The 26,298-nt window shown below is 50.8% G+C and carries 16 protein-coding genes, 2 tRNA genes and 3 rRNA genes; 8 read left to right on the forward strand and 13 right to left on the reverse strand.

The features are described from left to right. Nucleotides 1-88: 88 nt before the first annotated feature. From BN3003_RS18190 to BN3003_RS18200, 3 genes are all read right to left on the reverse strand, one after another. Complete coding sequence (locus BN3003_RS18190) at nt 89-430, reverse strand: DUF3147 family protein (RefSeq protein WP_324609312.1); 342 nt, start codon at nt 428-430, stop codon at nt 89-91. Between the two features lie 280 nt (nt 431-710). Then, complete coding sequence (locus BN3003_RS18195) at nt 711-935, reverse strand: hypothetical protein (protein WP_058358026.1); 225 nt, start codon at nt 933-935, stop codon at nt 711-713. 207 nt (nt 936-1,142) lie between these two features. Next, complete coding sequence (locus BN3003_RS18200) at nt 1,143-2,090, reverse strand: LysR substrate-binding domain-containing protein (RefSeq protein ID WP_058358027.1); 948 nt, start codon at nt 2,088-2,090, stop codon at nt 1,143-1,145. A 135-nt stretch (nt 2,091-2,225) separates the two neighbouring features. On the opposite strand from BN3003_RS18200, the gene BN3003_RS18205 reads away from it, so the two are divergent. From BN3003_RS18205 to BN3003_RS18230, 6 genes are all read left to right on the forward strand, one after another. Then, nucleotides 2,226-3,314, forward strand: coding sequence for a tartrate dehydrogenase (locus BN3003_RS18205; protein WP_058358028.1), 1,089 nt, complete (start codon nt 2,226-2,228; stop codon nt 3,312-3,314). A 64-nt stretch (nt 3,315-3,378) separates the two neighbouring features. Continuing rightward, nucleotides 3,379-5,025 carry a BCCT family transporter gene (locus BN3003_RS18210; protein ID WP_082625729.1) on the forward strand — a complete coding sequence of 549 codons (1,647 nt, stop codon included), beginning with the start codon at nt 3,379-3,381 and terminating at the stop codon, nt 5,023-5,025. Beyond that, nucleotides 5,022-5,921 carry an alpha/beta hydrolase fold domain-containing protein gene (locus BN3003_RS18215; RefSeq protein WP_058358029.1) on the forward strand — a complete coding sequence of 300 codons (900 nt, stop codon included), beginning with the start codon at nt 5,022-5,024 and terminating at the stop codon, nt 5,919-5,921. The genes BN3003_RS18210 and BN3003_RS18215 overlap by 4 nt, the downstream gene beginning before the upstream one ends. A 40-nt stretch (nt 5,922-5,961) precedes the next feature. Further along, nucleotides 5,962-7,134 carry an aromatic ring-hydroxylating oxygenase subunit alpha gene (locus BN3003_RS18220; protein WP_058358030.1) on the forward strand — a complete coding sequence of 391 codons (1,173 nt, stop codon included), beginning with the start codon at nt 5,962-5,964 and terminating at the stop codon, nt 7,132-7,134. 57 nt (nt 7,135-7,191) lie between these two features. Next, nucleotides 7,192-8,625 (forward strand): NAD-dependent succinate-semialdehyde dehydrogenase, encoded by a 1,434-nt coding sequence (locus tag BN3003_RS18225; RefSeq protein ID WP_058358031.1) that lies wholly within the window; start codon nt 7,192-7,194, stop codon nt 8,623-8,625. A 78-nt stretch (nt 8,626-8,703) separates the two neighbouring features. After that, nucleotides 8,704-9,663 carry a PDR/VanB family oxidoreductase gene (locus BN3003_RS18230; protein ID WP_058358032.1) on the forward strand — a complete coding sequence of 320 codons (960 nt, stop codon included), beginning with the start codon at nt 8,704-8,706 and terminating at the stop codon, nt 9,661-9,663. A gap of 447 nt (nt 9,664-10,110) precedes the next feature. Here BN3003_RS18230 and BN3003_RS18235 read toward each other — a convergent pair whose 3' ends face one another. Both BN3003_RS18235 and BN3003_RS18240 read right to left on the reverse strand, forming a co-directional pair. Beyond that, on the reverse strand, nt 10,111-10,965 hold the full coding sequence (locus BN3003_RS18235; RefSeq protein WP_058358033.1) for a tetratricopeptide repeat protein: 855 nt from the start codon (nt 10,963-10,965) through the stop codon (nt 10,111-10,113). A 335-nt stretch (nt 10,966-11,300) separates the two neighbouring features. Beyond that, nucleotides 11,301-12,482 carry an MFS transporter gene (locus BN3003_RS18240; RefSeq protein ID WP_058358034.1) on the reverse strand — a complete coding sequence of 394 codons (1,182 nt, stop codon included), beginning with the start codon at nt 12,480-12,482 and terminating at the stop codon, nt 11,301-11,303. 191 nt (nt 12,483-12,673) lie between these two features. On the opposite strand from BN3003_RS18240, the gene BN3003_RS18245 reads away from it, so the two are divergent. Continuing rightward, nucleotides 12,674-13,585, forward strand: coding sequence for a LysR family transcriptional regulator (locus tag BN3003_RS18245; protein WP_058358113.1), 912 nt, complete (start codon nt 12,674-12,676; stop codon nt 13,583-13,585). Nucleotides 13,586-13,786: 201 nt separating this feature from the next. Continuing rightward, entirely contained in the window at nt 13,787-14,554 is a 768-nt protein-coding gene (locus BN3003_RS18250) for an AraC family transcriptional regulator (RefSeq protein ID WP_058358035.1), read from the forward strand. Here BN3003_RS18250 and leuA read toward each other — a convergent pair. The 8 genes from leuA to BN3003_RS18290 all read right to left on the reverse strand — a co-directional run bounded on the left by leuA (nt 14,538) and on the right by BN3003_RS18290 (nt 26,236). Further along, nucleotides 14,538-16,217 (reverse strand): 2-isopropylmalate synthase, encoded by a 1,680-nt coding sequence (leuA, locus tag BN3003_RS18255; RefSeq protein ID WP_199822610.1) that lies wholly within the window; start codon nt 16,215-16,217, stop codon nt 14,538-14,540. The two genes, BN3003_RS18250 and leuA, sit on opposite strands and share 17 nt — an antisense overlap. A gap of 175 nt (nt 16,218-16,392) precedes the next feature. After that, nucleotides 16,393-19,638: a pilus assembly protein gene (locus BN3003_RS18260; RefSeq protein ID WP_058358036.1), complete on the reverse strand. Its 3,246-nt coding sequence runs from the start codon at nt 19,636-19,638 to the stop codon at nt 16,393-16,395. Between the two features lie 296 nt (nt 19,639-19,934). Continuing rightward, complete coding sequence (locus tag BN3003_RS18265; RefSeq protein WP_058358037.1) at nt 19,935-20,339, reverse strand: cupin domain-containing protein; 405 nt, start codon at nt 20,337-20,339, stop codon at nt 19,935-19,937. A gap of 404 nt (nt 20,340-20,743) precedes the next feature. Further along, nucleotides 20,744-20,857: ribosomal RNA gene (gene rrf, locus BN3003_RS18270) — 5S ribosomal RNA — on the reverse strand. Between the two features lie 166 nt (nt 20,858-21,023). Further along, nucleotides 21,024-23,915, reverse strand: a 23S ribosomal RNA gene (locus tag BN3003_RS18275). A 413-nt stretch (nt 23,916-24,328) separates the two neighbouring features. Next, nucleotides 24,329-24,404 (reverse strand) — tRNA-Ala (locus tag BN3003_RS18280). Between the two features lie 138 nt (nt 24,405-24,542). Beyond that, nucleotides 24,543-24,619, reverse strand: a tRNA-Ile gene (locus BN3003_RS18285). Nucleotides 24,620-24,698: 79 nt separating this feature from the next. After that, nucleotides 24,699-26,236: ribosomal RNA gene (locus BN3003_RS18290) — 16S ribosomal RNA — on the reverse strand. Together the 16S, 23S and 5S rRNA genes with 2 tRNA genes alongside form the textbook arrangement of a ribosomal RNA operon. Between the last annotated feature and the right edge of the window lie 62 nt (nt 26,237-26,298).

Here is a 26,298-nt window from a genome sequence, read left to right on the forward strand (position 1 = left end):
ATTCATAAGCGGCGCTGTGTGATTCACCACAGCGGCCTGACATTTCATTTAAGCCTTACGGCATTTTAATATCGCTACTGCTAACGCCTCACATCAACACCATGCCAAAACGCTGTAACACACTCGCCCAAATGACAAAAATCACCACCGTCAAAGCGCAACACGCAATGAGCGTTGGCCAAAAGCCCCAAGATGGGTATACCAAGGGAAACACTAGAAACATCGGCAGCGTCGGCACCACATACCAAAATGTGTACCACGCATGGTTGGCAATCTTTTGCGCGCTTTGCCCTTCTAACTTCATCCAAATCAATACCAACACCGTTACCAACGGCAAAGCAGCAATCAAGCCACCCAAACGGTCGCTGCGTTTGGCCACTTCAGAAATCAACACCACCATCGCCGCCGTGAGCGCATATTTGGAAATCAGTCAAAGCATGGAAAACTCTTTTCAAGCGAAAATAAAGGGAAAGACCCATTTGGCCGCATCTACTTGTTTTATCAAGACATGGCGGCTGCCACTCATGATACGCTTTTTTTCTGAGCCTTGAATCAACACACACTGAGTACTGGATACCCAATAGATAACAGCAACGCTGCCTTACCCACGCCATGCATCAAGGCCGCGAACATGGTGTGCTAATACTGCTGCATCTCTATCGAGCCATGTATTTCCACATCGGTAAACGCACAACCAGTTGTCCTACTCATCATTCCCCACCACCACCCGACGAACCCGAATCACAAGCAGCGCTGTCAGAAGCGGATGCGCCATCACAATGAGACGAGTAAGTATGGGATGCATCGCTGTGGTGATGGTTGGAATGCGGATTGGCAGTCGTGTGTTGCTCATGACTGGCCGTGTGAGTGGTATGGGTGTGTTTGTGATGTGGGTGGTTTTTGTGCAGCCACCAACGCAACAGCCAAGTCATCATGGTGTCACTCCTTATGCACGCGGTGTTCACATTCTGTGTTGAATCTTGCTGAGTCCTAGCTACAAAGACATCTGCAGCATCCATATCAGGCCATGCTAACACGCCAACCATGGTTTGAAACCATTAACCAGTGCCAAAACTCATGACAAGACATACAAGCGGCCTGTAAACCATTGTGAAGGTTTACAGGCCGCTTTTAAATGCCGATTAATACGGATTGTAACTGTACTGCGTAATCGCTTCGATTTCTTCCAATGGCAACATGCCGACCAATTCTGCTTCCAAATAGTCCAAACAGACTTTGACTTTGGACGATTGGGTCAAGCGCGCGGGGTAAACGCCGAAGATGTCGGCGCGTTCCCAAAAGTCTGGCAACACGTGCAGCAACTCGCCTTGTTTCAAATAATCGAGCACGTCCCACAAGGAATGCATCATGATGCCGTGGCCTTGCAGCGTCCACAGTTTGATGATTTCGCTGTTATTGGAAGACAGGTGTGGGCGCAATTTAATCGTGTGTTCTTTGTTGCGGTTTTCCAGTTTCCAAGTACCGAGCGGGTAATCGGTTTCTTTGATGAACAGGCATTGGTGGTTGTGCAAATCCTCCAAGCCTGTGGGTTCACCCTTGCGCTGTAGGTAGCTCGGTGCGGCGCACAAGATGCGTATGCTCGGCGCCAAACGTCGGGCGATGACATTCGGGTCCAAATCATTGCCGACGCGGATGTCCAAGTCGATATTGCTTCTGAGCAGGTTTTGGCGTGTGTCCAAAGTGTTCATTTGCAGCTTGAGTTTGGGATGTTCTTCCAACAATTGCGATAACAGCGGCGCAATGTATTGCCTCCCCAAACTAAAGCCACAGGTGATGTGCAAATTGCCGGCCAACATGTCTTTCTTGCTCGACAAGGCTTCGGTCATGTATTCCAAGTCCACCAAGATGCGGCGCGATTGCTCGTAAATGTATTTGCCGTCTTCGGTGAGGCTGAGGTTGCGGGTGCTGCGGTTAAGCAATTTGCAATCTAAGGTTTTTTCTAAAATTTGAATGCGTTTGCTGATGAATGCAGGCGACACGCCCAATTCTGAGGCGGCACCGACAAAGCTGTGGCTTTCAACAACCACACAAAAAACGTCGAGATCAGAAATCTGCGGCTTATTCTTCACGATTCGTGTCCTTTGTATTCATGTTTCTCTTAATTATCTTGAATCCATTTCGCGGTATTCTCTGTTTGCGCTAACGAAGTGGGTATTCAAAATACTTACATTGACTATAAATACAATAAAGGACGCTACGAACCCATGAACAAAGTCTACAAGATTGCCGCTATTCCCGGTGATGGTATTGGGATAGAAGTGTTACCAGAGGGCTTGAAAGTCTTACAGGCCGCTGCAGACAAACACCAGATTGCTTTAGAAATCACACAATTCGATTGGGCGAGTTGTGATTATTATCTTGAGCACGGCACCATGCTACCCGATAACTGGTTTGAGGTGTTGAAAAACTTCGACGCCATTTATTTCGGTGCGGTGGGTTGGCCAGACAAAGTGCCAGACCACATTTCGCTGTGGGGCTCGCTGCTGCAGTTCCGCCGTCGTTTCGACCAATATGTGAATTTGCGCCCTGTGCGCTTGTTGCCTGGTGTGCCTTGCCCATTGGCCGGTCGCGAACCGGGCGACATTGATTTTTATGTGGTACGCGAAAACACCGAAGGCGAGTACACCTCGGTGGGCGGGCGCATGTTTGAAGGCACGGAACGCGAATTCGTGTTGCAAGAATCGGTGTTCACCCGCCATGGTTCCGACCGCATCTTGAAATACGCATTTGAAATGGCGAACAACCGCGACAAGAAAAAAATCACTGTTGCCACCAAATCCAATGGCGTGGCCGTGAGCATGCCGTATTGGGACGAACGCGCCGAAGCAATGGCCGCGCAATACCCTGAGGTGGCGATGGACAAGCAACACATCGACATCTTGTGCGCACGTTTCGTGTTGCAACCAAACCGCTTTGATGTGGTGGTGGCAAGCAATTTGTTCGGCGACATCTTGTCCGATTTGGGCCCTGCTTGCACCGGCACCATCGGTTTGGCTGCATCAGCCAATTTGAATCCAGAACGCAACTTCCCCTCTTTATTTGAACCGGTACACGGCTCAGCACCGGATATTTTCGGCAAAAACATTGCCAATCCGATTGCGATGATTTGGTCGGGCGCAATGATGTTGGAGTTTCTAGGTGAGCAAGATGAACGCGCCCAAACAGCGGCGGCAGACATCATGCAAGCCATCGAAAAACTGTTACTTTCAGGTCCAAAAACACCTGATATGGGCGGCAGTGCTTCCACCCAAGAAGTGGGCAGCACCATCGCGCAATACCTGCAGAGCAGCTAAAAGCGGCCTGTAAAAAAACAACAATAACAATTTAATCTACAAATCCAGAATCAGAGGATCACGCATGAACACGAAAGCGACTTACATCGATAAGCCGCTGGCTATCCTTAGCCTAGCGGTGGTGTTTACATCTGTGGCAGGTTTGGCAATTTATTCCAAGGAATCGATTGCCATGGCAGAGAAAGCACTGTTTTGGGTGACAACGGCTTTTTCCGCGCCGGTGTTGATTTTTACATTTTTATCAGTGGTGTTTTGCCTGTCTTTGGCTTTTAGCAAATACGGCAAAATCAAATTGGGCGAAGGCAAACCTGAATACTCTACGCCAACATGGATATTCATGTTTATCTTGTCGGGCATGGGCTCGTCCGCCTTGTATTGGGGCTTTTTGGACTGGGCGTATTACTACCAAACCCCCGGTTTAAATCTGGCACCGAGCTCACCTGAAGCCTTGAAATTCAGTGTTGCCTATTCCTTTTTCCACTATGGTCCCAGCGCTTGGAGCATTTATGCCTTGGCCGCCATTTCCATGTGTTACCACTACCATGTGCGCAAAAACAAAGGCTTGAGTTTGGCTGCGATGGTGGAGGCAGTGACTGGTTACAAAGCCACCGGTGTGGTCGGTCGTGCCGTGGACTTGTTGTTCATGTTGTGCATGTTTGGCGCCTTGACCATTTCTTTGGTGTTAACAGCCGTCACCTTCACCAACATCTTGTCGCTGCTTACCGGCATACCGAACACATTTGCCACCAAAGTGGTCATCATCTTGCTGGTGTCCATCGTCTTTGCCTTGAGTTCTTACATCGGCATGGATCATGGCATGAAACGCTTGAGCCAATTTGTGTGTTACGGCGTGGTCTTGTTTGCGGTGTATGTGCTGGTGTTTGGCCCGACCCAATTCATCATGAACAACACCATTAACAGCTTGGGTTTGATGACCACCAATTTTGTCGACATGAGCTTGTTTGCCGACCCGTTTGGCGATGGCAAGTTCACGCGTGAGTGGACGGTGTTTTACTGGTTGTGGTGGATTTCTTACGCTCCAGGTGTGGCCTTGTTCGTGACCCGCGTGTCCAAAGGTCGCAGCATCCGTGAAGTGATTTTGGCAGTAATCATCGCTGGCTGTATCGGCATGTGGTTTGTGTATGGCGTGTTTGAAAACTTCAGCGTACACGGTTTCATCAACCAAATCGTCAACGTGCCGGAGATACTCAGCAAACAAGGGGGTGAAGTCGCCATCGGCCAATTATTGGGCACCTTGCCTATGGGCACACTGATGATGTGGATTTTCTTAATCATCATGGTGGTGTTCTTGGCAGCGCACATGGATGCAGTTGGTTATGCGGTATCGGCCACGTGCACCCGCGGTTTGGAAGAAGGCCAAGACCCATCGCCAAATACCCGTTTGTTCTGGTGTGTGATGCTGACTTTGGTGCCGATTGCGATGATTTTCTCGAAAGCACCGCTAGACACCATGAAAGCCGCCACCGTGATTACCGCCGTACCGTTTATCGCCATCATCTTGGTGCAAACCTATGGCTTGGTGAAATGGTTGCAACAAGACTATGGCCATGTGCCTGCACACAAAATCGATGAAGCCAATGTGGCCGAAGCCGAGCGTTTACAGGCCGCTGCAACAGCTGATGTGACTCCCAATGCCGTGGTCACTGATTTGAATGTAGCAAAAGCAACGTCAAATGGAGAAACGTCATGAGACCCGCACACACGGCCTATCAGTTTGACGATGATATGGCTTACTTTGTGCACTGGTACAGCGTGTTCAAACCAGCGGACGACGACATTGATTCCAAACGTGCCACTTATGAAGCTTGGTGTCACAGCTATACCCCGCCCATCGATGAAGACATAGACGTCATCGATACCGCAACCGCCAACGGTGTGGCCTTGCGCTTGTACAAGCCGCAACGCCCTGCCCCAGAGCAAGGTTGGCCGTGGGTGGTGTATTTGCACGGCGGCATGTGGACGTATGGCAGCTTGGACTCGCATGAATACATCACCGCGCCTTTGTGCAAAGACTTGAACGCCATCGTGATTGCGGTGGACTACAGTCTGGCGCCTGAGGCAGCCTATCCCGCCGCCCAGCAAGACTGCATCGCCGCCATCGAGCATGTGTTGGCACAAGCGGCGGCATGGCAGTTGAACGCCAATGCCGGCATGTTGATGGGTGACGATGCCGGTGCGGTGTTGGCCTTGGAAATCGCCCGCAGTCACAAGCGGCCTGAAATCCAAGCGGTGGTGGCAATCAACCCGAATTTGGTGTTGGAAAGCAGCGCTGAAGAACACCCAATTTTAAGCCAAGCGTCCATCCGCTATTTTTGGCAACACTACGCCGGTACGGTCGATTTGCACGTACCGGAAGCATCAGCCTTGCAAGAGCATGTGCCGACGGTGTTTTTTGTGCCCGAGTACGATGCGGCCAAGACGGCGGTGGCGCGCTATGCCGCCAACTTACAACAAGCCGGCAACACCGTTGCTGTCATAGAAGGTATCGGCATGGTGCATGGCTGCTTGAAAGCCATGCGCATCAGCCCCGCGGTCAAGTCTGTGTACCAGCAATTGATAGCGGCCTGTAAACCTTATTTGTCTTAACCCATTGCAATACCGAACAACCATAACAAGGAGAAATACCATGGAATTCATCGCCAAACTGCCAGCAGATTTCTGCGAAAAACCTGAAGTGGCTTACACCTTGCCCAAGGCGTATTACACCAGCGACACCGTGTTTGAACATGAAAAAGAAGAGATTTTCTACAAAACATGGTTGTGCATGGCCCATGCCGGCGAAGTGGCCAAACCCAACGATTACATCACCCGCCAAATCATCGGCGAAAACATCTTGATTGTGCGCGGTAAAGATGGCGTGTTGCGCGCGTTTTACAATGTGTGCCCACACCGCGGCCATGAATTGTTGCAAGGCAGCGGCAAAGCCAAAAACGTGATTACCTGCCCTTACCACGCTTGGACCTTCAAATTGGACGGCAATTTGGCCTTGGCGCGCAACTGCGAGCATGTGGCCGAATTCGACAAAGAGCGTGCCAACTTGGTGCCGGTGAAAGTGGAAGAATACGCCGGCTTCATCTTCATCAATATGGACCCGAACGCCACTTGCGTGGAAGACCAATTGGGCGGTTTTGCCAAGAAATTGGCCGAAACCACCAGCATCGTCAAAGATTTGAAAATGGCGGCGCGTTTTGTCACCGAAACCCCAGCCAACTGGAAAATCGTCGTCGACAACTACATGGAATGCTACCACTGCGGCCCGGCTCACCCAGGCTTCTCTGACTCGGTACAAGTGGACAAATACTGGCACACCATGCACGGCAATTGGACTTTGCAATTTGGCTATGCGCGCTCGTCTGAAAAATCGTTCAAGCTCGATCCATCGGTCACCGATGCGTCATTCAGCGGCTTCTGGACCTGGCCATGCACCATGTTCAATGTGAACCCAGGTGGCGACAAAATGACGGTGATTTACGAATTCCCGAAAGACGCCAACACCACTGTGCAACACTACGAGATTTTCTTCTTGAACGAAGAATTGACCGAAGAACAGCAAAACTTGATTGAATGGTACCGCACCGTGTTCCGCCCAGAAGATTTGGGTTTGGTAGAAAGCGTGCAACGCGGCCTGAAATCACGTGGCTACCGTGGCCAAGGTCGCATCATGACCGACGATACCTTGTCTGGCATCAGTGAGCATGGCATCGCTTACTTCCACCACTTGTGTTCTAAGTATTACCAACAAGATTTGCCAGTGGCGAAAGAAAACAAAGTCATCCCGATTGCCGCCGCGCAAGCGTGATGTTTTGAGGACACAGGCATGGCTCGCGCCATGCCTTTCTTATCAGAGTAGCGCATTATGAATACCTCTTTATTGTTACAGGCCGCTTACATCAATGGTGAGTGGATTGCTGCAGACGACAGCGTTGCCGTCGACAACCCTGCCACTGGCGCCATCATCGGCAGCGTGCCGAATTTAGGCGCTGTTGCCACCGAACAAGCGGTGACAGCCGCCCATGCCGCATTGGCACCGTGGCAAGCACTGACGGCGCAACAGCGTGCCGATATATTGTTGCGCTGGTATCAATTGATGTTGGAGCACGCCGACGATTTGGCGGCGTTGATGACGCTGGAGCAAGGCAAGCCGCTGGCCGAAGCCTTGGGCGAAGTCAAGTATGCCGCTTCGTTTATGCAATGGTTTGCCGAAGAAGGCAAGCGTTTGTACGGCGATGTGATCCCGTCACCGTCACCCGACAAACAATTGTTGGTCAGCAAAGAAGCCATAGGCGTGGTCGCGGCGATTACACCGTGGAATTTCCCGTTGGCAATGATTACGCGCAAAGCCGCACCGGCTTTGGCCGCAGGTTGCACCATGGTATTGAAACCGGCCAATGAAACGCCGTTTTCCGCCTTGGCTTTGGCCAAGCTGGCCGAACAAGCCGGCATTCCAGCAGGTGTGCTCAATGTGGTCACTGGCGATGCGGTTGCCATCGGTTCGGTGCTCACCTCGCATCCCGAAGTGCGCAAACTGACGTTTACCGGCTCTACCCCTGTTGGCCGCTTATTGATGCAGCAATGCGCCGCCACGGTGAAAAAAATGTCGCTGGAACTCGGTGGCAATGCGCCGTTTATCGTGTTTGACGATGCCGATTTGGACAAAGCCGTACAAGGCGCGGTGTTTGCCAAATTCCGCAATGCCGGCCAAACCTGTGTCTGCGCCAACCGCTTTTACATCCACCGTTCGGTCTATGCCGAATTTGCGCAAAAATTTGCCGCCGCCGTGGCGCAATTGCAAGTGGGCAATGGCATGGACGCGGGCGTGAACATCGGGCCTTTAATCAATCAAAAAGCCGTGAGCAAGGTCGAAACCTTGTTGCAAGACGCACTAGACAAAGGCGCACAAGTCTTAACTGGCGGCAAAGCGCATGCGCTCGGTGGCAATTTCTTTGAGCCGACCGTATTGAGCAATGTGAACGCCGACATGGCCTTGGTCAGCGATGAAATCTTTGGCCCAGTTGCACCGTTGATTGCATTTGATGATGAAGCCGAGGCCATCGTCGCCGCTAACAACACCATTTACGGCTTGGCCGCCTATGTGTACAGCGAAAACCTGTCGCGCATCATGCGCGTGAGCCGCCAATTGGAATATGGCATGGTCGGCATCAACACCAGCGCCATCTCCAACGAGGTCGTGCCCTTCGGTGGCGTCAAGCAATCGGGTTTGGGACGCGAAGGCTCGAAATACGGCATAGAAGACTTTATTGAAACCAAATACCTGTGTGTGGCGGTTTGATACACACACTACATGCAACAGCAAATGGCTACAAAGCCATCACTTAAGAATCAGCAGTCCGCAAGAAGAGGAAATACCATGGCCAATCACTACACCATGATGGACGTTGTCGTGAGCGACATCCAACAATTGACGCCGTTAATCAAACAATTCACGTTTCAAAAAGCCGATGGTGGCGACTTTCCGGCCTTTACTGGCGGCAGCCACATCATTGTGCAAATGAGCGACAAATTGTCGAATGCCTATTCCCTCATGAGTTCGCCGGCGCAATTGTCCGAATACAAAATCTGTGTGCGCAAAGACGTGGACGGCAAAGGCGGCTCGGTACACATGCACGATGCCGTACAAGTGGGCGACCACATCCACATCACCGAACCTAAGAATTTGTTTGCCTTATCCGAACGCGGCGAGCGCCATATTTTGATTGCTGGCGGCATCGGTATCACCCCGTTCATCCCACAATTGGAAGAATTGGCGGCGCGCGGCGTCGATTACGAATTGCATTATGCGTTTCGCGCACCTGAGCACGGCGCATTGTGGGGCGATTTACAGGCCGGCTCGCATCAGTCCAACTGCCACAGCTATGTCAACAGCGACGGCAAAGACTTGGATGTGGAAGCCTTGGTACAAGCACAGCCTTTGGGCACGCATGTGTATGTGTGCGGCCCCAAAGCCTTGATCGACGCCACCATCGCGGCCTGTAACCGTGCCCGTTTTCGCGATGAACACATCCATTGGGAACAATTCGCCTCGACCATGCCCACTGATGGCGCTGGCTTTGAAGTGGTGTTGGCGCAAACTGGCCAGACCATTACCGTAGCGCCAGACGAATCCATTTTGCAAGCAGTGGAAAAAATTGGCATCAGCGTCGATTGCCTGTGCCGCGAAGGCGCGTGTGGCACCTGTGAAACCGCGATTTTGGCCGGTGAAGCCGAGCATTACGACCAATATTTGGACGACGATGAAAAAGCCAGCCAGAAAACCATCATGATATGCGTGTCGCGCGCCAAAGGCAGCAGCATTACTTTGGATTTGTAAGACGGTGACAAGCGCATTGTGCTGATTAAGCGTTTGCATACGCAGTAAACATGCAAACCCACTACAAGCGGCCTGTAAACCTATTACGGATTTACAGGCCGCTTTTCTATATGAGAAGCCTTTAACCATTAGGATTTATGCGTCTCTCGACCAAGGCAAGTATTACCTTGGTTTAGTAAAACCCTGCCTAGCCCATTGTGCGGATGGAAATCTGAATTCTCGGTTCATATAAACATCGTTTATAAGCGGCCTGTAAACCTTTTTAAAAGCTTACAGGCCGCTTATTTCTCCATTTATGCCATGTTTGTTTATCAACCAAGTGTTAATTAACACCTCACATAGTATGCACCTTCTTGCTGGCCTCACCCCTCACACCACCACAACGGCACAATAAAAAAGCAGAAACCTAAGTTTCTGCTTTACTGATATGCGGTCTGATAACTCGAATCAATCCTGAGCTAAACCGGCGCTGTCGACACACAAATCATCCAAACGCAATTGGGCTGGGATAAAGCCATGTTCGGCGGCTTTGGAATAACACTGTTTGGCGTGTTCAATATTGGCGGCCAAACCTTGGTAACCCGATTGGTACATCAAGCCCAACACAAATTGCGCGGCGGGGTCGAATTTTTTGGCACGTGCTTGCATGGTGCGCACATCGATTTGCGATTCTTCCACATACTGTGGGTTCAAATCCCACATCGCCGCCCAGTTGTAATACGCGGCCAATGAGGTGGCTTCACAATTAAGCAAACGTTCAAAGTATTCATACGCACGTTCAGTGTTTTGCGCGATGCCATTGCGACCGATGGCATAGTCTATTGCGACGGCAAACTGGCTTTGCGGTGTGCACGCCACACTCACCGGTGCCATCACAGCGGCCTGTAAATTCATGTCTTTCACCGCCAACCATTCATCCTCGTCCACATCGTAAGCATCCAAGTCTTGCGCGGCCAATACCTCTATGCCTTGCATAAACAAATGGGGGTGGCTGTGTTCGAGCGGAATGTGCGCAAATTCAAACGTCACACCGGCGTCAGCATCGACACTGATTTTGCACTGCGTCCACACCTTGCCTTGCAACAAATCGTTTTGTTTCAACTGTTGCAACAAATCCAAGGTTTCGTCTAACACGCTGTCGCTCAACACATCGGCGGTCACGCGCTGCTCGTTTTGATGCAATGCCGAAATGGCGCTGAACGAATACTGAGGATACACATGTGCATATAACTCAAAAGCCTTAACACTGCGTGGCAATGCACTGCGGATATTGGTCGCGATGGTTTGGAATAAGTTTGCCATGTCATTCACCTCTAAATAAACGGTTAGCTTTAGTGCTTAAACGGTAGTTCAGTGGCGGGATATTTAGAGCTTAATTACAGGCTTAATGCCTGTTACCCGCCTGCCGAAGTCTTTGTTTTTATAATGCAAACTGCATGCCAAACCCATTTACCGAGGCCAACTATATTAGTGTTATTAACTTAGCAAACAAGATGAAAAACAGATTCAAGCAATGGTATCGCACTTTCATAACTTGAAATTGCCGCAATAGTGAGTTTCAAGACAGACTATTCTAGAGTAATGCATTCCAACTAATTTAGTTGCAATACACTAAACAATGCATAGCAAACTTTTCGTTATATAGATGGGCAGATATGCTGCTTATGCCCTGTTGCAGGCAAGCATTTCGCTTGCACATATACCAAGATTAGTGCACCCGCTGCAATGGCCGCGCCCACATATGATACGGCGGCATATCCCCAATGCATGCTGATGGCCAAACCACCGGCAGCCGCGCCCAACGCATTGCCCAAATTGAACGCACCAATGTTCACCGACGATGCCAAACCGGGCGCCTCATGTGCCACCGCCATCACCCGCATTTGCACCGGTGGCACGATGGCAAACGTGGCAACACCCCACAACAACAGCGCCAGTGCCGCACCGACTTGCGTCTGTGCCAACCACGGCAACAGCAACATCACCACCATCAACATCAGCAAAAAGCCCACCACGGTTTTTTCCACCGACACATCGGCGAATTTGCCGCCCAAATGGTTGCCTATGGAAAAGCCGACTCCGATTAACACCAACATGGCGGTGATAAAGCCGGCGCTGGCGTGGGTCAAGTCGGCCAAGACTGGCGCAATATAGGTATATAAGGTAAACATCGCGCCCGCGCCCAATACCGTTGTCAACAAAGCCAATACAACGGGCAAACGGGTCAAGGCTTTCAATTCGGCACGCACATTCGGTTTGGCTGCCGCCGTACCCGCTGGCAAGGCGCGGTATAAGGCGATGATGGTGATGACACCAAGCAGCGCAATCGCGGCAAAGGCGCTGCGCCAGCCAATGTGTTGTCCTAACCAAGTCGCCAACGGCACACCACCAATATTGGCGATGGTCAAACCCATGAACATGCTGGCGACGGCGCTGGCTTGCTTATCGGGCGCGACCACGCTGGCTGCCACCACCGAGCCTATGCCAAAGAAAGCGCCGTGATTCAAACTGGTGATTAAGCGAGCCACCATCAAGCTGGCATACGAAGGCGACAACGCCGCCACCACATTGCCGACGGTGAAAATCGCCATCAACAGCATCAAAGCCTTGCGTTTGCCAAAGCGGCCAAACCACAGCGTCATCAATGGTGCGCCCAACATCACGCCCAAGGCATAGCCGCTAATCAACATACCGGCGCTGGGGATGCTCACGCCCAAATCGCTGGCCATATTCGGCAGCAAACCCATAGGTGAAAATTCGGTAGTGCCGATGGCAAACGCGCCTATGGCCAAAGCCCATAAGGGCAGATTGAGTTTCATGTTGTATTCCTGTGAGGTATGTGGTGGGATGTTAACGACTGTGGTTTATCTGATGGCCGCGCCTGAGCTGGCTACTGGTCGCCGATTCAAACAGACAAATGGATACAGCCAGCAAGGATACGCAGTTTGTTATTGCCAAAAAATACCGAATCACTCAAAATATTTTTGCGTATGAATCACGAATGACTGCCATGAAATCCAGCTTAGAAGAATTGCACGCCTTCATCACCGTGGTCGACACCGGCTCGATTGTGGCGGCGGCAGACAAATTGCAGCAAACCGCATCGGGCGTCAGCCGCTCGCTCAACCGCTTGGAGGGCAAGCTGGGTGTGACCTTACTCGAGCGCACCACCCGCAAAATGAAGCTCACCCAAGAAGGCATGCTGTTTGTCGACAAGGTCAGGCGCATCCTCGCCGACTTAAACCATGCCGAAGACTTGTTATTGCAATCGGACAGCGACACCGCCGGCTTAATCCGCTTGGATTCGGCCACACCGTTTGTGCTGCATGTGTTGGTGCCGCTGATGCACGAATTCCGAGCGATGTATCCGAATATTGAAATCGAATTGCAAAGCAACGACCAAGTGATAGACTTGTTGCAACACAAAACCGACATTGCTTTTCGCTTTGGCACCCTCAGCGATTCCAGTTTGCATTCCAAACTGGTGTGCACCAGCCGCCTTTATATCGTGGCCAGCCCCGACTATCTGGCCGAACATGGCACACCCATCACAGCACAAGACTTACTCAGCCACGCGACTTTAGGCTTTACCAAACCTGCGCACCTGAACACTTGGCCGCTGGCCATAGATGGCAAACGCATCACTGTGAAACCGGTGCTCAAAGCCTCCAATGGCGAAACCGTGCGCCAATTGGTGTTACAAGGGCATGGCATCGCCTGTTTGTCCGAATTCATGGTGTGGCGAGACATACAGGCCGGCCGTTTGGTCGCCTTGTTTGAAAACGAGATAGAAACCCACATCCAACACATCCACGCGGTGTATTACCAACAAGAACACCTGCCCAAACGCATGCGCTTGTTCATCGACTTTTTGGTGGAGAAGCTACAAGGCGGACATTTGATGTCGGCACCCACACCTTAAAAAGAACAGGGTCGCAACAACCCAATACAAGCGGCCTGTAAACAATAAAAACGTTTACAGGCCGCTTATTGATGTTGATAGCGGCTATAACAAATCAAGCAAGGTGATGTTGATGGTGCTTATGCTCTTGTGCAGCGAGCCTGATGTTTGCCACAATCTAACCCATACGATGGGTTTCCCTTCTAGCCAGCGATTACCACGATGATTTACGCCAATGAATTGCCTAACCAAGCCGTGCATGTGTATGCCGGTGAGTATGCCGCCAACAGTGTTGAGGATTGGCATGAGCATGCGTGTTTTCAATTGATATATGCGATTTCAGGCTTGCTGCGGGTGCGCACGCGTGCAGCGGTGTGGATGCTGCCGTCAACCTATGCGGTGTGGTTGCCGCCGCACACGCCGCACCGCTTGGAAATGCTCAGCGATGTGGCGGCGCGCAGCGTGTTTGTGCAGCCGTTGGCGCGCGCCGATTTGATTCCGCATCCGCAAACCTCGCAAGTGTCACCCTTGCTGCGTGAACTGATCATACGCGCCGCCACCTTTGAGGCCATAAAACCCCACTCCATGCAAGAGCGCGTGTGCGAGCTGATTTTGGACGAATTGCGTGCCTTAAAACAAGAAGCGCTGTATGTGCCTTTGCCGCAAGAAGGCAAGCTTAAAGCCGTGTGCGATGTGTTGCTGGACAGGCTGCATTTCCCGTGGCAATTGGCCGATGTGGCGCAATTGGCTGGTGTGAACGAGCGCAGCATCAGCCGCTATTTTCGCCAAGAAACCGGCTTAAGCTTCCAAGAATGGCTGCGCCGCCAGCGCTTGCTGACGGCTTTGTCTTACTTGGTGCAAGGCATGAGCGTGATGGACACTGCCATCGCCGTCGGTTACGACAATGCCAGCGCCTTCGCCACCATGTTCAAATCCTATATGCAGCAAACGCCATCCGAATACCAAGCCGAATTCAAACTGCCGCTTTAAGCGCTGGCGCTTGCAAAACCACCGCATTCAATACCGCTTGCAGCGCCGCCTTGCTCGCATCTTGTTCTATGGCCACCGCATACACAGGCGCGCCGCCATCGAATTGACAGCCCACATAGGCCACGGCTTGGCTGTGGGTGTTCTGCCCCAAGCTGTGCTCATCGTAATGCAACACGCTCACGTCTTGCTCACGCCACGTTGACAAAGCATGCACCCACGCCGCGATCATGCCTTTACCCTTGCCTACCAAGCTTTCCAAACCGTGCTCTGTGTGCACACGCGCTTGTAGCACGCCGCTTTCGGCATCGTACACATAGTCTTGTACGCGCCAAGTTGGTACAGCGTGCAAACCATATTGCTGACGGAACAACTGCCAAATCGCGGCTATGCTGATTTCTTGGCCGTGTTGCTCGGTGTGCGCTTGCACACACTGGCTGAAGTGTTTTTGCACATAGGCAGGCAAGATTAAGCCGTGGTTTTGCTGCAAAATCCACGCGGCGCCGCTCTTGCCCGATTGGCTGTTCACACGGATGACCGCCTCGTAAGTGGCGCCCACATCTTGTGGATCTAGCGGCAAATACGGCACTTGCCACAGGTTTACAGGCCGCATCTCGCGCCAAGCAAAGCCTTTTTTAATCGCGTCTTGGTGCGAACCTGAGAATGCGGTAAACACCAATTCACCGGCATATGGATGGCGCGGATGCACGGGCAAAGCCGTCATTTTCTCCGCCATTGCCACCGCTTTGCGCATATTGGAAAAATCCAATTGCGGATGTATGCCTTGGCTGTACAGATTCAGCGCCAATGTCACCAAATCGACATTTCCGGTGCGCTCGCCATTGCCAAACAAACAGCCTTCCACCCGCGTTGCCCCTGCCAACATGGCCAACTCCGCCGCTGCCACACCAGTGCCACGGTCGTTGTGCGGATGCAAGCTGATGGTGGTGTGCGCATCAATGGCCAAGGCATCTATCATGGCTTCGATTTGGTCGGCATACACATTCGGCGTATTCACTTCCACCGTCGCAGGCAAATTCAAAATCAATGGCCTGGCGGCACTTGCTTGCCACACCTCCTGCACCGCTTGGCAAATAGCGATGCTGAAATCCAATTCGGTCATGCAAAACGTCTCTGGCGAATATTGCAGCGTCCACTGGGTTTCGGGATGGGCATCACACCACGTCTTGATTTGCGTCACCGCCGCCACGGCCAAAGCGATGACTTCGTGTTTATCCATGCCAAACACCTGCTCGCGAAACACCGGCGCGGTGGCATTGTACACATGCACTATCGCTTGCTTCGCCCCCAGTAGCGATTGCAATGTGCGTTCTATCAATTCAGGCCGCGCTTGGGTGATGACTTGGATGGACACATCATCTGGGATGTGTTGGCCTTCAATCAAATAGCGCACAAAATCATAATCGGTGCTGGAAGCGGCTGGAAACGCCACTTCAATCTCCTTGAAACCGATTTCCACCAAATATTGAAAATACTCCGCCTTGCTCGCCCCATCCATGGGCTGAGCCAAGGCCTGATTGCCATCGCGCAAATCGGTGGAACACCAGCGCGGTGCTTGGCTGAGTACCTGATTTGGCCAACGGCGCTGCGGACGCTCAAGCACGGGATAAGGCGCGTATTTGTGTTCGGGATGGGTGTGCATCATGGTGAGTCTCTCCTGGTTAACTGATGCACTCAGTGTAAACAAGGCGCATGGGCACTGCTGTTGCGAAGCAGACAGCCATGCTTGTGCACAAGACACAAGCGGCCTGTAAAAGGTTTACAGGCCGCTTCAATATTGCCATAACAGATTAATCAAACAGAGTTGAGCAGCCTAGGATTTAGAAAATCTCACGCCACGACAAGCGTTTATAACCAATGAAGCTCGGCGTCGTCGGCTCTTTCGGTATTTTCAAGCCCACATAAGTCAGCGTGCCATCTTTGCGTTTGACTTGCAGATACGGAATGCCATCCACCACGATGATGACCACATCACCCATCGCCCCATACGGCATCGCATACGCACCTTTCGTGCCCACAAACATATCGTCTATACCCTTGCCGGTGCTGTAATCCAGTCCATACGTCATGCCACTGGAGTCTATCGGCTCACAAGTGGCCACCGAGCTGACCCCGTCGATATAGGTATTGAACAACACCGCCGTTTCATACACCGCTGGGTTGTAAACCACTTGCTCGTATTGCAATACCGTGCCCACTCTTTCAGAACGCAAATCGCGATACCAACCATGACTGGGACTGCCTTTACAGGCCGCCACATCGGCCCAACACACCTCGTTTTGGCTGAGCAAATTGCTGCTGTCCATGGTTTGCTTGGTCAAGTTTGCACGGCTGGGCAGAGTGGTACTGGTCAAAACACGGTATTGCACCCGGCTTTTGCTGTTCCACTGGCCCAATTGGCTGTCCCAAATGCCATACAGGCTTTGCGTGGCCTTCATGTACTCATCTTGCTTGGCCAAATAGCCAGCGGCACGCTTGCCCGTACCAAAATTAAGCATCACCCGTTTGTCGCGGTTGCCGTGCGTGACCACTATCTTGCTGCTGATGGGTTGATTGGCTTGGGTTTGAAACAACTTACGTATCGAGGTAGACGCTTGCCACTCAGATACGGTCTTGGCGCTGACATCAAAACGCCACACATTGCCATAGGTATCGCCGGCGTAAATAAAGTCGGTGATGTTGTCGCCGTCCAAATCCACCGGTGTGACTTCGGCGATACCATTGGGCAATTTGGCCGTGCCGGTTTTGGTATTCAAAAATTCAAACTTGATTTTACCGCTGTCACTGTCCACCAGCATCAAATAAATGCCCGCTTCGCCAGTGGCGGTTTTGCTGCAATTGCCATTGGCGGCATCTTGGTCTTCACACCAACCATTGCCAAACACAAAACCCCATTGCCCATTGTGCAAACGCACGGCTTCAGGTTTGCCATAAGTATTGCCCAAATACTGCCACACACTGTCTTTGCTGTCGTAAGACCATTCACCCAACACATGTTCAGAGGCATTGCCCGCATGAAAATCAGGGCGCGTTACGTCTAAGGCATACACGGTAGCGCCACCATTGCCCAAACCCGACACCAACCAAGTGTGCCACTGATTTTGATAAAACACATCACCGCTGCCGATGGCAGAGTCATGGTAGTAATTGTGCGCATAACGGGTATTGCTCAGATTCAGGCCTTCTTGCGTTTGCCCATGCACGCGCTTTAATACCGCATTGGGCATAAACGCCAACACCTCGCGCCCATCATTGGGTTTGGCGGCATCGTTACCGATAAAGCGCTTGCCCGTGGCATCGTAGGCTCCGGCTCTGAAACCGTGCACAAAACCATCGTTGGCACCAATATAAGCCACATTCAACCTGTCATTATTTTCCTTGGTAAACTGTTGGTAAGTCTGGGCACCATTTTTGTTTTCGGCCAATTTCAGCTCAGGATAAAGCTGGTCACGCCATGTGTTTTGGTATTGCTGGTTCTTTTTGGGCGGGCCGATTACCGCCGCACCAGCATGCACAATGTCGCCCAAGATGCCTTTGCGTTCGCGAAATACGGTGCTGGCGCTGCCGACGGTTTTGCCTTCATAAGTGCGCACGCCTTGCAAATATGCCACCCGCTCTTCACCCAAATTGTCGCCCGTATCGAGTATTTTTTGCGTTTCTTTGTCCAATTGGCTCCATTTAAACGCAATGCCATCACCATTCTTGCTGGTCCACAACACGCGGTTGGCAGGCGATAATGGGCTGACATCGCTGTCGGTGGCCGCACACGCACCGCCCAGCAAACCACAAGCACCATCCCAATTGGCCTTGCTGCTGGCGACCAAGCCGCCTTGAGCGGTTTTGGTTAAGGTAGTGGCGGTAAAATTGCCTATCCAGTAATTGGAATTGTAATAAGCGCTGAATACCTGAGTGTCGGTTCTGAATTCCCCATCTGGGGTATTGGAAGGCGAAGTGCCTATGGACAAATTGGCCGGTGCGGCTTTAAAACACGTCACCTCATGGTTATTGGTGGAACCACCGGTGGCACCGGCAAAGGCAAAGCGAAAAGAACTGGGCAATTTGCCATTGCTGCTGATGATGTTTTTGTCGATTAACAGCGGTTGGTAAGCACCACCATTGTAGCTCCACCAAAAGCTTAACAAGCCTTCAGAGGTGATTTTCAAACGGTAATTGATTGGTATCGCCTGACTGCGGTTATTGGCTTTGGAGCCTATCGGCATATTAGACGGCAATTTGACATAGTCTATGACTTTGTAATTGTCGACTTGCAAACTTGCCAAGGTATGCGTTTTGCCGCTGCCACTGACCCTGCCATCTTTACACAAGGACACACTGCGGTTTTCACCTATCGAATTCAAAGGAAAGAATGACCTGTCTAAGGTATTCAAATACTCCAGATTGATGTCGCCCTTGCCTCTGATGCCGATATAGCCTGCATTGGTATTGCCGAATGGGCCATTGCCACTGTTGTCATTGCGATTTAAGAAATTGCCCCATTCATCTATGCCCACACCCAAATACGCCCCACGCATGCCGCTGCCGCGCTCATTGTAACCTGTGGCCGGGCAGCTATAACCGAGTGCCCCACCCAAGCCACCCAACGTAATCGGCGCAGCACCATCAATCAAGGCAAACGACATGCCATCCGCACCAGTGCCGCCATAGGTATAAGTGGTAAACGAAATCTCGACGCCCTCATCGGTGGCAAAGGTAAAATCAGACACAATGCCACCAGATTGGTATAAATCCGCCGGGGTTAAACGCAAAGCCCCGTTGCCGGTAGTGTCATTGCGCGATGAACAGCGCGGCGGTTTGCCCGCTTGGGTAATTGAGCCTGTGCCTTTGCCATCCCCCGCCGTCAGACAGGCTTGATTGGGGCGGCGCGCAAACGCGGCCGAGGATGAAGAACTGTGTAAACCACCAATTTTCGGAAAAATCCAATTGTGGCTGGTGGTGGCACCGCGAAAGTCCTCGGAAATGACTTTGGCAAATACCTGATTGCCCAAAAGCAAAGGCAAACACAATAAGCCTTTACATACAACAAACTGTGTGGATTTCTTTAACATCACTCCCCCAAGCCATAAACAAAGTCTTTATTTATGTGTTTGCTGGTTTCATGAGCCATCCTCAATTAGCCATCCCATATGCCCGCACAAAACCAACCCACGCTGCGTGCATGGATACTAACAGCGCTGTTTTTTGAGCGAAAATTCAACCCCCCCTCTCATGACCTAGAGCAAAAAATTAAGAGTTTGATTCTATATTTATGTACAACTCCCCCAAGCTGTGCGCACAATAAAGCGGCCTGTAAATCGTTTACAGGCCGCTTTTACTGCATTTCAATGCCAAATATTTAAGATATTTAAGCGATGGCAGGTTCCAAATAACTGCTTACCGCCGCCGTGTTTTTAAAATACACCGCCTCGCCATCGCTCTCACCATCAAAAATCACCAAAGTATTGGGCATAAACACCAACACATCACCGACCTCAGCCACGTATTTGTGATTGTTGGCATCGCGCACCACCATCTTGCCTTTGGTGACGATTTTGACTTCGATAAAATCGAAATGCGCCTCATAGCTGACCGAGGGTTGCAGGGCAAAATAACCCAAAGTCAGCGGCGTGTTCTGCGCCGCCGCCAATGGCACATCCAAAATTTGCCCTTGCAAAGCCGGCATATTTTTCAATTCCGACAATTCATTCATGCGCAACGCACCGGCTTTCAACAAATGAATGCCTGCTGTCAATGTTGTTTGAGATGACATGTTTACCCTTATCTTTCAGTGATTTAAAAAAGATGGCATGGCCACACAAACATGGTAAGCGTTTTACCAAATGGCTAACTGTCTGATTGCCACAAAAACCACTCTGAATGCGACATTGCCTAGTGTTCATCTACAAAAATAAAGCGGCCTGTAAGATAACAAACCGATTTACAGGCCGCTTTAAGTATTGATGATGTATTTGTGTTGTTACAGCAAGCACGTATGAGTATGTGAGTTGTTGGGTCTGGTCAGTTGTGGATTATTTACTGCTTATATTTGTGATTTCAGTGATGCTTACATGCCGCTTGTACCTAGTATGTTGCTAGGAATTCTGCTGTATTGTGTGGTCTGCGTCTGAAATGAATAAAGCCCTGATGCATTGCATCAGGGCTTTAGAATGGGGAGTTTGGCGGTGACCTACTTTCACATGGGTAATCCACACTATCATCGGCGCTAAATCGTTTCACGGTCCTGTTCGGGATGGGAAGGCGTGGGACCAACTTGCTATGGCCGCCAAACAAAAAGGGTATTAGAAAGCCGTTTTGTGAAGCGTCTTTGGACTGTTTTCACAAGGTTCGCTTTTTGTAAGTCGCGTATTATGCGCCTTACGTAAACTTAAATCAACAGGTAATGAATTGTATGCTTATTGTAGTAAGCTTCATCATTCGAAGTTCTTCAAATGATAGAGTCAAGCCTCACGAGCAATTAGTATGAGTTAGCTTCAAGCGTTACCGCTCTTCCACACCTCACCTATCAACGTCCTGGTCTCGAACGACTCTTTAGTGTGGTTAAACCACAAGGGAAGTCTCATCTTCAGGCGAGTTTCACGCTTAGATGCTTTCAGCGTTTATCTCTTCCGAACTTAGCTACCCGGCTATGCCACTGGCGTGACAACCGGTACACCAGAGGTTCGTCCACTCCGGTCCTCTCGTACTAGGAGCAGCCCCCGTCAAACTTCCAACGCCCACTGCAGATAGGGACCAAACTGTCTCACGACGTTTTAAACCCAGCTCACGTACCACTTTAAATGGCGAACAGCCATACCCTTGGGACCGACTACAGCCCCAGGATGTGATGAGCCGACATCGAGGTGCCAAACTCCGCCGTCGATATGAACTCTTGGGCGGAATCAGCCTGTTATCCCCGGAGTACCTTTTATCCGTTGAGCGATGGCCCTTCCATACAGAACCACCGGATCACTATGTCCTGCTTTCGCACCTGCTCGACTTGTGGGTCTCGCAGTTAAGCTACCTTTTGCCATTGCACTATCAGTCCGATTTCCGACCGGACCTAGGTAACCTTCGAACTCCTCCGTTACTCTTTGGGAGGAGACCGCCCCAGTCAAACTGCCTACCATGCACGGTCCCCGATCCGGATAACGGATCTGGGTTAGAACCTCAAAGTCACCAGGGTGGTATTTCAAGGACGGCTCCACAGAAACTAGCGTCTCTGCTTCAAAGCCTCCCACCTATCCTACACAAGTGACTTCAAAGTCCAATGCAAAGCTACAGTAAAGGTTCACGGGGTCTTTCCGTCTAGCAGCGGGTAGATTGCATCTTCACAACCACTTCAACTTCGCTGAGTCTCGGGAGGAGACAGTGTGGCCATCGTTACGCCATTCGTGCGGGTCGGAACTTACCCGACAAGGAATTTCGCTACCTTAGGACCGTTATAGTTACGGCCGCCGTTTACTGGGGCTTCGATCCGATGCTTGCACATCTTCAATTAACCTTCCAGCACCGGGCAGGCGTCACACCCTATACGTCCACTTTCGTGTTAGCAGAGTGCTGTGTTTTTAATAAACAGTCGCAGCCACCTATTCTCTGCGGCCCCACATCGCTTACGGAGTAAATCCTTAACGTTATGGGGCATACCTTCTCCCGAAGTTACGGTATCAATTTGCCGAGTTCCTTCTCCCGAGTTCTCTCAAGCGCCTTAGAATTCTCATCCTGCCCACCTGTGTCGGTTTGCGGTACGGTTCGATTTAAGCTGAAGCTTAGTGGCTTTTCCTGGAAGCGTGGTATTGGTCACTTCAGTTCCGTAGAACCTCGTTATCACTTCTCGGTGTTAATGAATTCCCGGATTTGCCTAAGAATTCCACCTACCGGCTTGAACAAACTATTCCAACAGTTTGCTGACCTAACCTTCTCCGTCCCCACATCGCACTTAAATCAAGTACAGGAATATTAACCTGTTTCCCATCGACTACGCATCTCTGCCTCGCCTTAGGGGCCGACTCACCCTACGCCGATGAACGTTGCGTAGGAAACCTTGGGCTTTCGGCGAGGGGGCTTTTCACCCCCTTTATCGCTACTCATGTCAACATTCGCACTTCTGATACCTCCAGCATGCTTCACAACACACCTTCGCAGGCCTACAGAACGCTCCCCTACCACATACGCTTACGCGCACATCCGCAGCTTCGGTTATAGATTTGAGCCCCGTTACATCTTCCGCGCAAGACGACTCGACTAGTGAGCTATTACGCTTTCTTTAAATGATGGCTGCTTCTAAGCCAACATCCTAGCTGTCTGGGCCTTCTCACTTCGTTTACCACTTAATCTATCATTTGGGACCTTAGCTGGCGGTCTGGGTTGTTTCCCTCTTGACACCGGACGTTAGCACCCGATGTCTGTCTCCCGAGGAATCACTTGATGGTATTCTTAGTTTGCCATGGGTTGGTAAGTTGCAATAACCCCCTAGCCATAACAGTGCTTTACCCCCATCAGTGTACCTCGAGGCACTACCTAAATAGTTTTCGGGGAGAACCAGCTATCTCCGAGTTTGTTTAGCCTTTCACCCCTATCCACAGCTCATCCCCTAATTTTGCAACATTAGTGGGTTCGGACCTCCATTACCTGTTACGGCAACTTCATCCTGGCCATGGATAGATCACTCGGTTTCGGGTCTACGCCCAGCAACTAATCGCCCTATTAAGACTCGATTTCTCTACGCCTCCCCTATTCGGTTAAGCTCGCTACTGAACGTAAGTCGTTGACCCATTATACAAAAGGTACGCAGTCACGGAACAAGTCCGCTCCCACTGTTTGTATGCATCAGGTTTCAGGTTCTATTTCACTCCCCTCCCGGGGTTCTTTTCGCCTTTCCCTCACGGTACTGGTTCACTATCGGTCGATGATGAGTATTTAGCCTTGGAGGATGGTCCCCCCATATTCAGACAGGATTTCTCGTGTCCCGCCCTACTTGTCGTTAGCTTAGTACCTTAATTGAGATTTCGAATACGCGACTATCACGCTCTATGGTCATACTTTCCAGAATGTTCTTCTATCTCGACTAATATCACTAACAGGCTTTTCCGTGTTCGCTCGCCACTACTTACGGAATCTCGGTTGATTTCTTTTCCTCTGGGTACTTAGATGGTTCAGTTCTCCAGGTTCGCTTCTCTAGACCTATGTATTCAGTCTAGGATACTCAATAAATTGAGTGGGTTTCCCCATTCGGACATCGCGGGATCAAAGCTTTATTGCCAGCTCCCCCACGCTTTTCGCAGGCTTACACGTCCTTCTTCGCCTATCATCGCCAAGGCATCCACCTGATGCACTTATTCACTTGACTCTATCATTTCAAGAACCTCTGACTTTGTTTAACTGGACAGTTGACGTGTCTTCCTTAAACTTGATTCTCTCTTACAATAAAGCTTACTACTTGGTTGTTACGATTAACGCCTTTTGAATTCGTTAATCGCAGATACAATCATCACCCAAATTACTGTGTTATTTAAGCGGCCTGTAAAGGCTGACTTACGTCTTGCTTAAACAACAACATTGTCTTTTGTTTGTTGATTTCGGCTTTCTAATTTTTTAAAGATCAATGCGTTGCTTTTTATGTGTTTCGCTTTGTACTGCTTATCCGCTCACACGCTTCGCAAATCAAAGACGACTAGTATACCATTTCCTTATTAACAAGGAAACAAATAACAGCCGCAGCTGTTAATCTTCTTTGATTTGCAAAGTTACTACAGCAGTCAGTGGTGGAGGCAAACGGGATCGAACCGATGACCCCCTGCTTGCAAAGCAGGTGCTCTACCAACTGAGCTATGCCCCCTCTGATGTATTGATACTTCGTTGCTCAGTCGCTCACATACATAAGTATGCTTCGCTTCTTCTCGCCTCGTCTGAATACATCATACTCAGCTAACTCCGTACCAACCACAACCATCACCTATAAGTCTTACTTAATAAGTGGTGGGTCTGGGAGGACTTGAACCTCCGACCCCACGCTTATCAAGCGTGTGCTCTAACCAGCTGAGCTACAAACCCAGGTCGTTGCTGTTTCTTCTTGCATCTTCATTTCAGTTTACCGATAAGTGTGAATGCGTCAAGCCTCTTCTATCTCTAGAAAGGAGGTGATCCAGCCGCAGGTTCCCCTACGGCTACCTTGTTACGACTTCACCCCAGTCATGAAGCATACCGTGGTAAGCGGACTCCTTACGGTTATCCTACCTACTTCTGGTATCCCCCACTCCCATGGTGTGACGGGCGGTGTGTACAAGACCCGGGAACGTATTCACCGCAGTATGCTGACCTGCGATTACTAGCGATTCCGACTTCACGCACTCGAGTTGCAGAGTGCGATCCGGACTACGATCGGCTTTATGAGATTGGCTCCACCTCGCGGCTTGGCTACCCTCTGTACCGACCATTGTATGACGTGTGAAGCCCTGGTCATAAGGGCCATGAGGACTTGACGTCATCCCCACCTTCCTCCGGTTTGTCACCGGCAGTCTCATTAGAGTGCTCAACTGAATGGTAGCAACTAATGACAAGGGTTGCGCTCGTTGCGGGACTTAACCCAACATCTCACGACACGAGCTGACGACAGCCATGCAGCACCTGTGTTACGGTTCCCGAAGGCACTCCTCCGTCTCTGGAGGATTCCGCACATGTCAAGACCAGGTAAGGTTCTTCGCGTTGCATCGAATTAATCCACATCATCCACCGCTTGTGCGGGTCCCCGTCAATTCCTTTGAGTTTTAATCTTGCGACCGTACTCCCCAGGCGGTCAATTTCACGCGTTAGCTACGCTACCAAGAGCTTTTAATCTCCCAACAGCTAATTGACATCGTTTAGGGCGTGGACTACCAGGGTATCTAATCCTGTTTGCTACCCACGCTTTCGAGCATGAGCGTCAGTGTTATCCCAGGGGGCTGCCTTCGCCATCGGTATTCCTCCACATCTCTACGCATTTCACTGCTACACGTGGAATTCTACCCCCCTCTGACACACTCTAGTTATCCAGTTTCAAATGCACGTCCCAAGTTGAGCTCGGGGCTTTCACACCTGACTTAAATAACCGCCTGCGCTCGCTTTACGCCCAGTAATTCCGATTAACGCTTGCACCCTACGTATTACCGCGGCTGCTGGCACGTAGTTAGCCGGTGCTTATTCTTTAGGTACCGTCATGACTCATTGGTATTATCAACAAGCTTTTCTTCCCTAACAAAAGTACTTTACAACCCGAAGGCCTTCTTCATACACGCGGCATGGCTGGATCAGGGTTCCCCCCATTGTCCAAAATTCCCCACTGCTGCCTCCCGTAGGAGTCTGGGCCGTGTCTCAGTCCCAGTGTGGCGGATCATCCTCTCAGACCCGCTACTGATCGTCGCCTTGGTAGGCTTTTACCCCACCAACTAGCTAATCAGACATCGGCCGCTCAAATAACGCAAGGTCCGAAGATCCCCTGCTTTCCCCCTTAGGGCGTATGCGGTATTAGCCACTCTTTCGAGTAGTTATCCCCCATTACTTGGTACGTTCCGATGTATTACTCACCCGTTCGCCACTCGCCATCAGGTGCAAGCACCCATGCTGCCGTTCGACTTGCATGTGTAAAGCATGCCGCCAGCGTTCAATCTGAGCCAGGATCAAACTCTTATGTTTAATCTCTAAGCTAATATAACTTCTGGTCTGCTTCTCAAAAGAAAAGAACGAGAAATGATCCC

The sequence above is a fragment of the Vitreoscilla massiliensis genome, from assembly GCF_001457815.1.
Taxonomy (GTDB): domain Bacteria; phylum Pseudomonadota; class Gammaproteobacteria; order Burkholderiales; family Neisseriaceae; genus Vitreoscilla; species Vitreoscilla massiliensis.

Excerpts from the sequence above, each read along its gene's own strand:
- BN3003_RS18250 (WP_058358035.1), top strand. The coding sequence starts at position 13,787 with ATGATTTACGCCAATGAATTGCCTAACCAAGCCGTGCATGTGTATGCC.
- BN3003_RS18205 (WP_058358028.1), top strand. The coding sequence starts at position 2,226 with ATGAACAAAGTCTACAAGATTGCCGCTATTCCCGGTGATGGTATTGGG.
- BN3003_RS18210 (WP_082625729.1), top strand. The coding sequence starts at position 3,379 with ATGAACACGAAAGCGACTTACATCGATAAGCCGCTGGCTATCCTTAGC.
- leuA (WP_199822610.1), bottom strand. The coding sequence starts at position 16,217 with ATGATGCACACCCATCCCGAACACAAATACGCGCCTTATCCCGTGCTT.
- BN3003_RS18245 (WP_058358113.1), top strand. The coding sequence starts at position 12,674 with ATGAAATCCAGCTTAGAAGAATTGCACGCCTTCATCACCGTGGTCGAC.
- BN3003_RS18225 (WP_058358031.1), top strand. The coding sequence starts at position 7,192 with ATGAATACCTCTTTATTGTTACAGGCCGCTTACATCAATGGTGAGTGG.
- BN3003_RS18235 (WP_058358033.1), bottom strand. The coding sequence starts at position 10,965 with ATGGCAAACTTATTCCAAACCATCGCGACCAATATCCGCAGTGCATTG.
- BN3003_RS18195 (WP_058358026.1), bottom strand. The coding sequence starts at position 935 with ATGATGACTTGGCTGTTGCGTTGGTGGCTGCACAAAAACCACCCACAT.
- BN3003_RS18240 (WP_058358034.1), bottom strand. The coding sequence starts at position 12,482 with ATGAAACTCAATCTGCCCTTATGGGCTTTGGCCATAGGCGCGTTTGCC.
- BN3003_RS18230 (WP_058358032.1), top strand. The coding sequence starts at position 8,704 with ATGGCCAATCACTACACCATGATGGACGTTGTCGTGAGCGACATCCAA.
- BN3003_RS18220 (WP_058358030.1), top strand. The coding sequence starts at position 5,962 with ATGGAATTCATCGCCAAACTGCCAGCAGATTTCTGCGAAAAACCTGAA.
- BN3003_RS18215 (WP_058358029.1), top strand. The coding sequence starts at position 5,022 with ATGAGACCCGCACACACGGCCTATCAGTTTGACGATGATATGGCTTAC.
- BN3003_RS18265 (WP_058358037.1), bottom strand. The coding sequence starts at position 20,339 with ATGTCATCTCAAACAACATTGACAGCAGGCATTCATTTGTTGAAAGCC.
- BN3003_RS18260 (WP_058358036.1), bottom strand. The coding sequence starts at position 19,638 with ATGTTAAAGAAATCCACACAGTTTGTTGTATGTAAAGGCTTATTGTGT.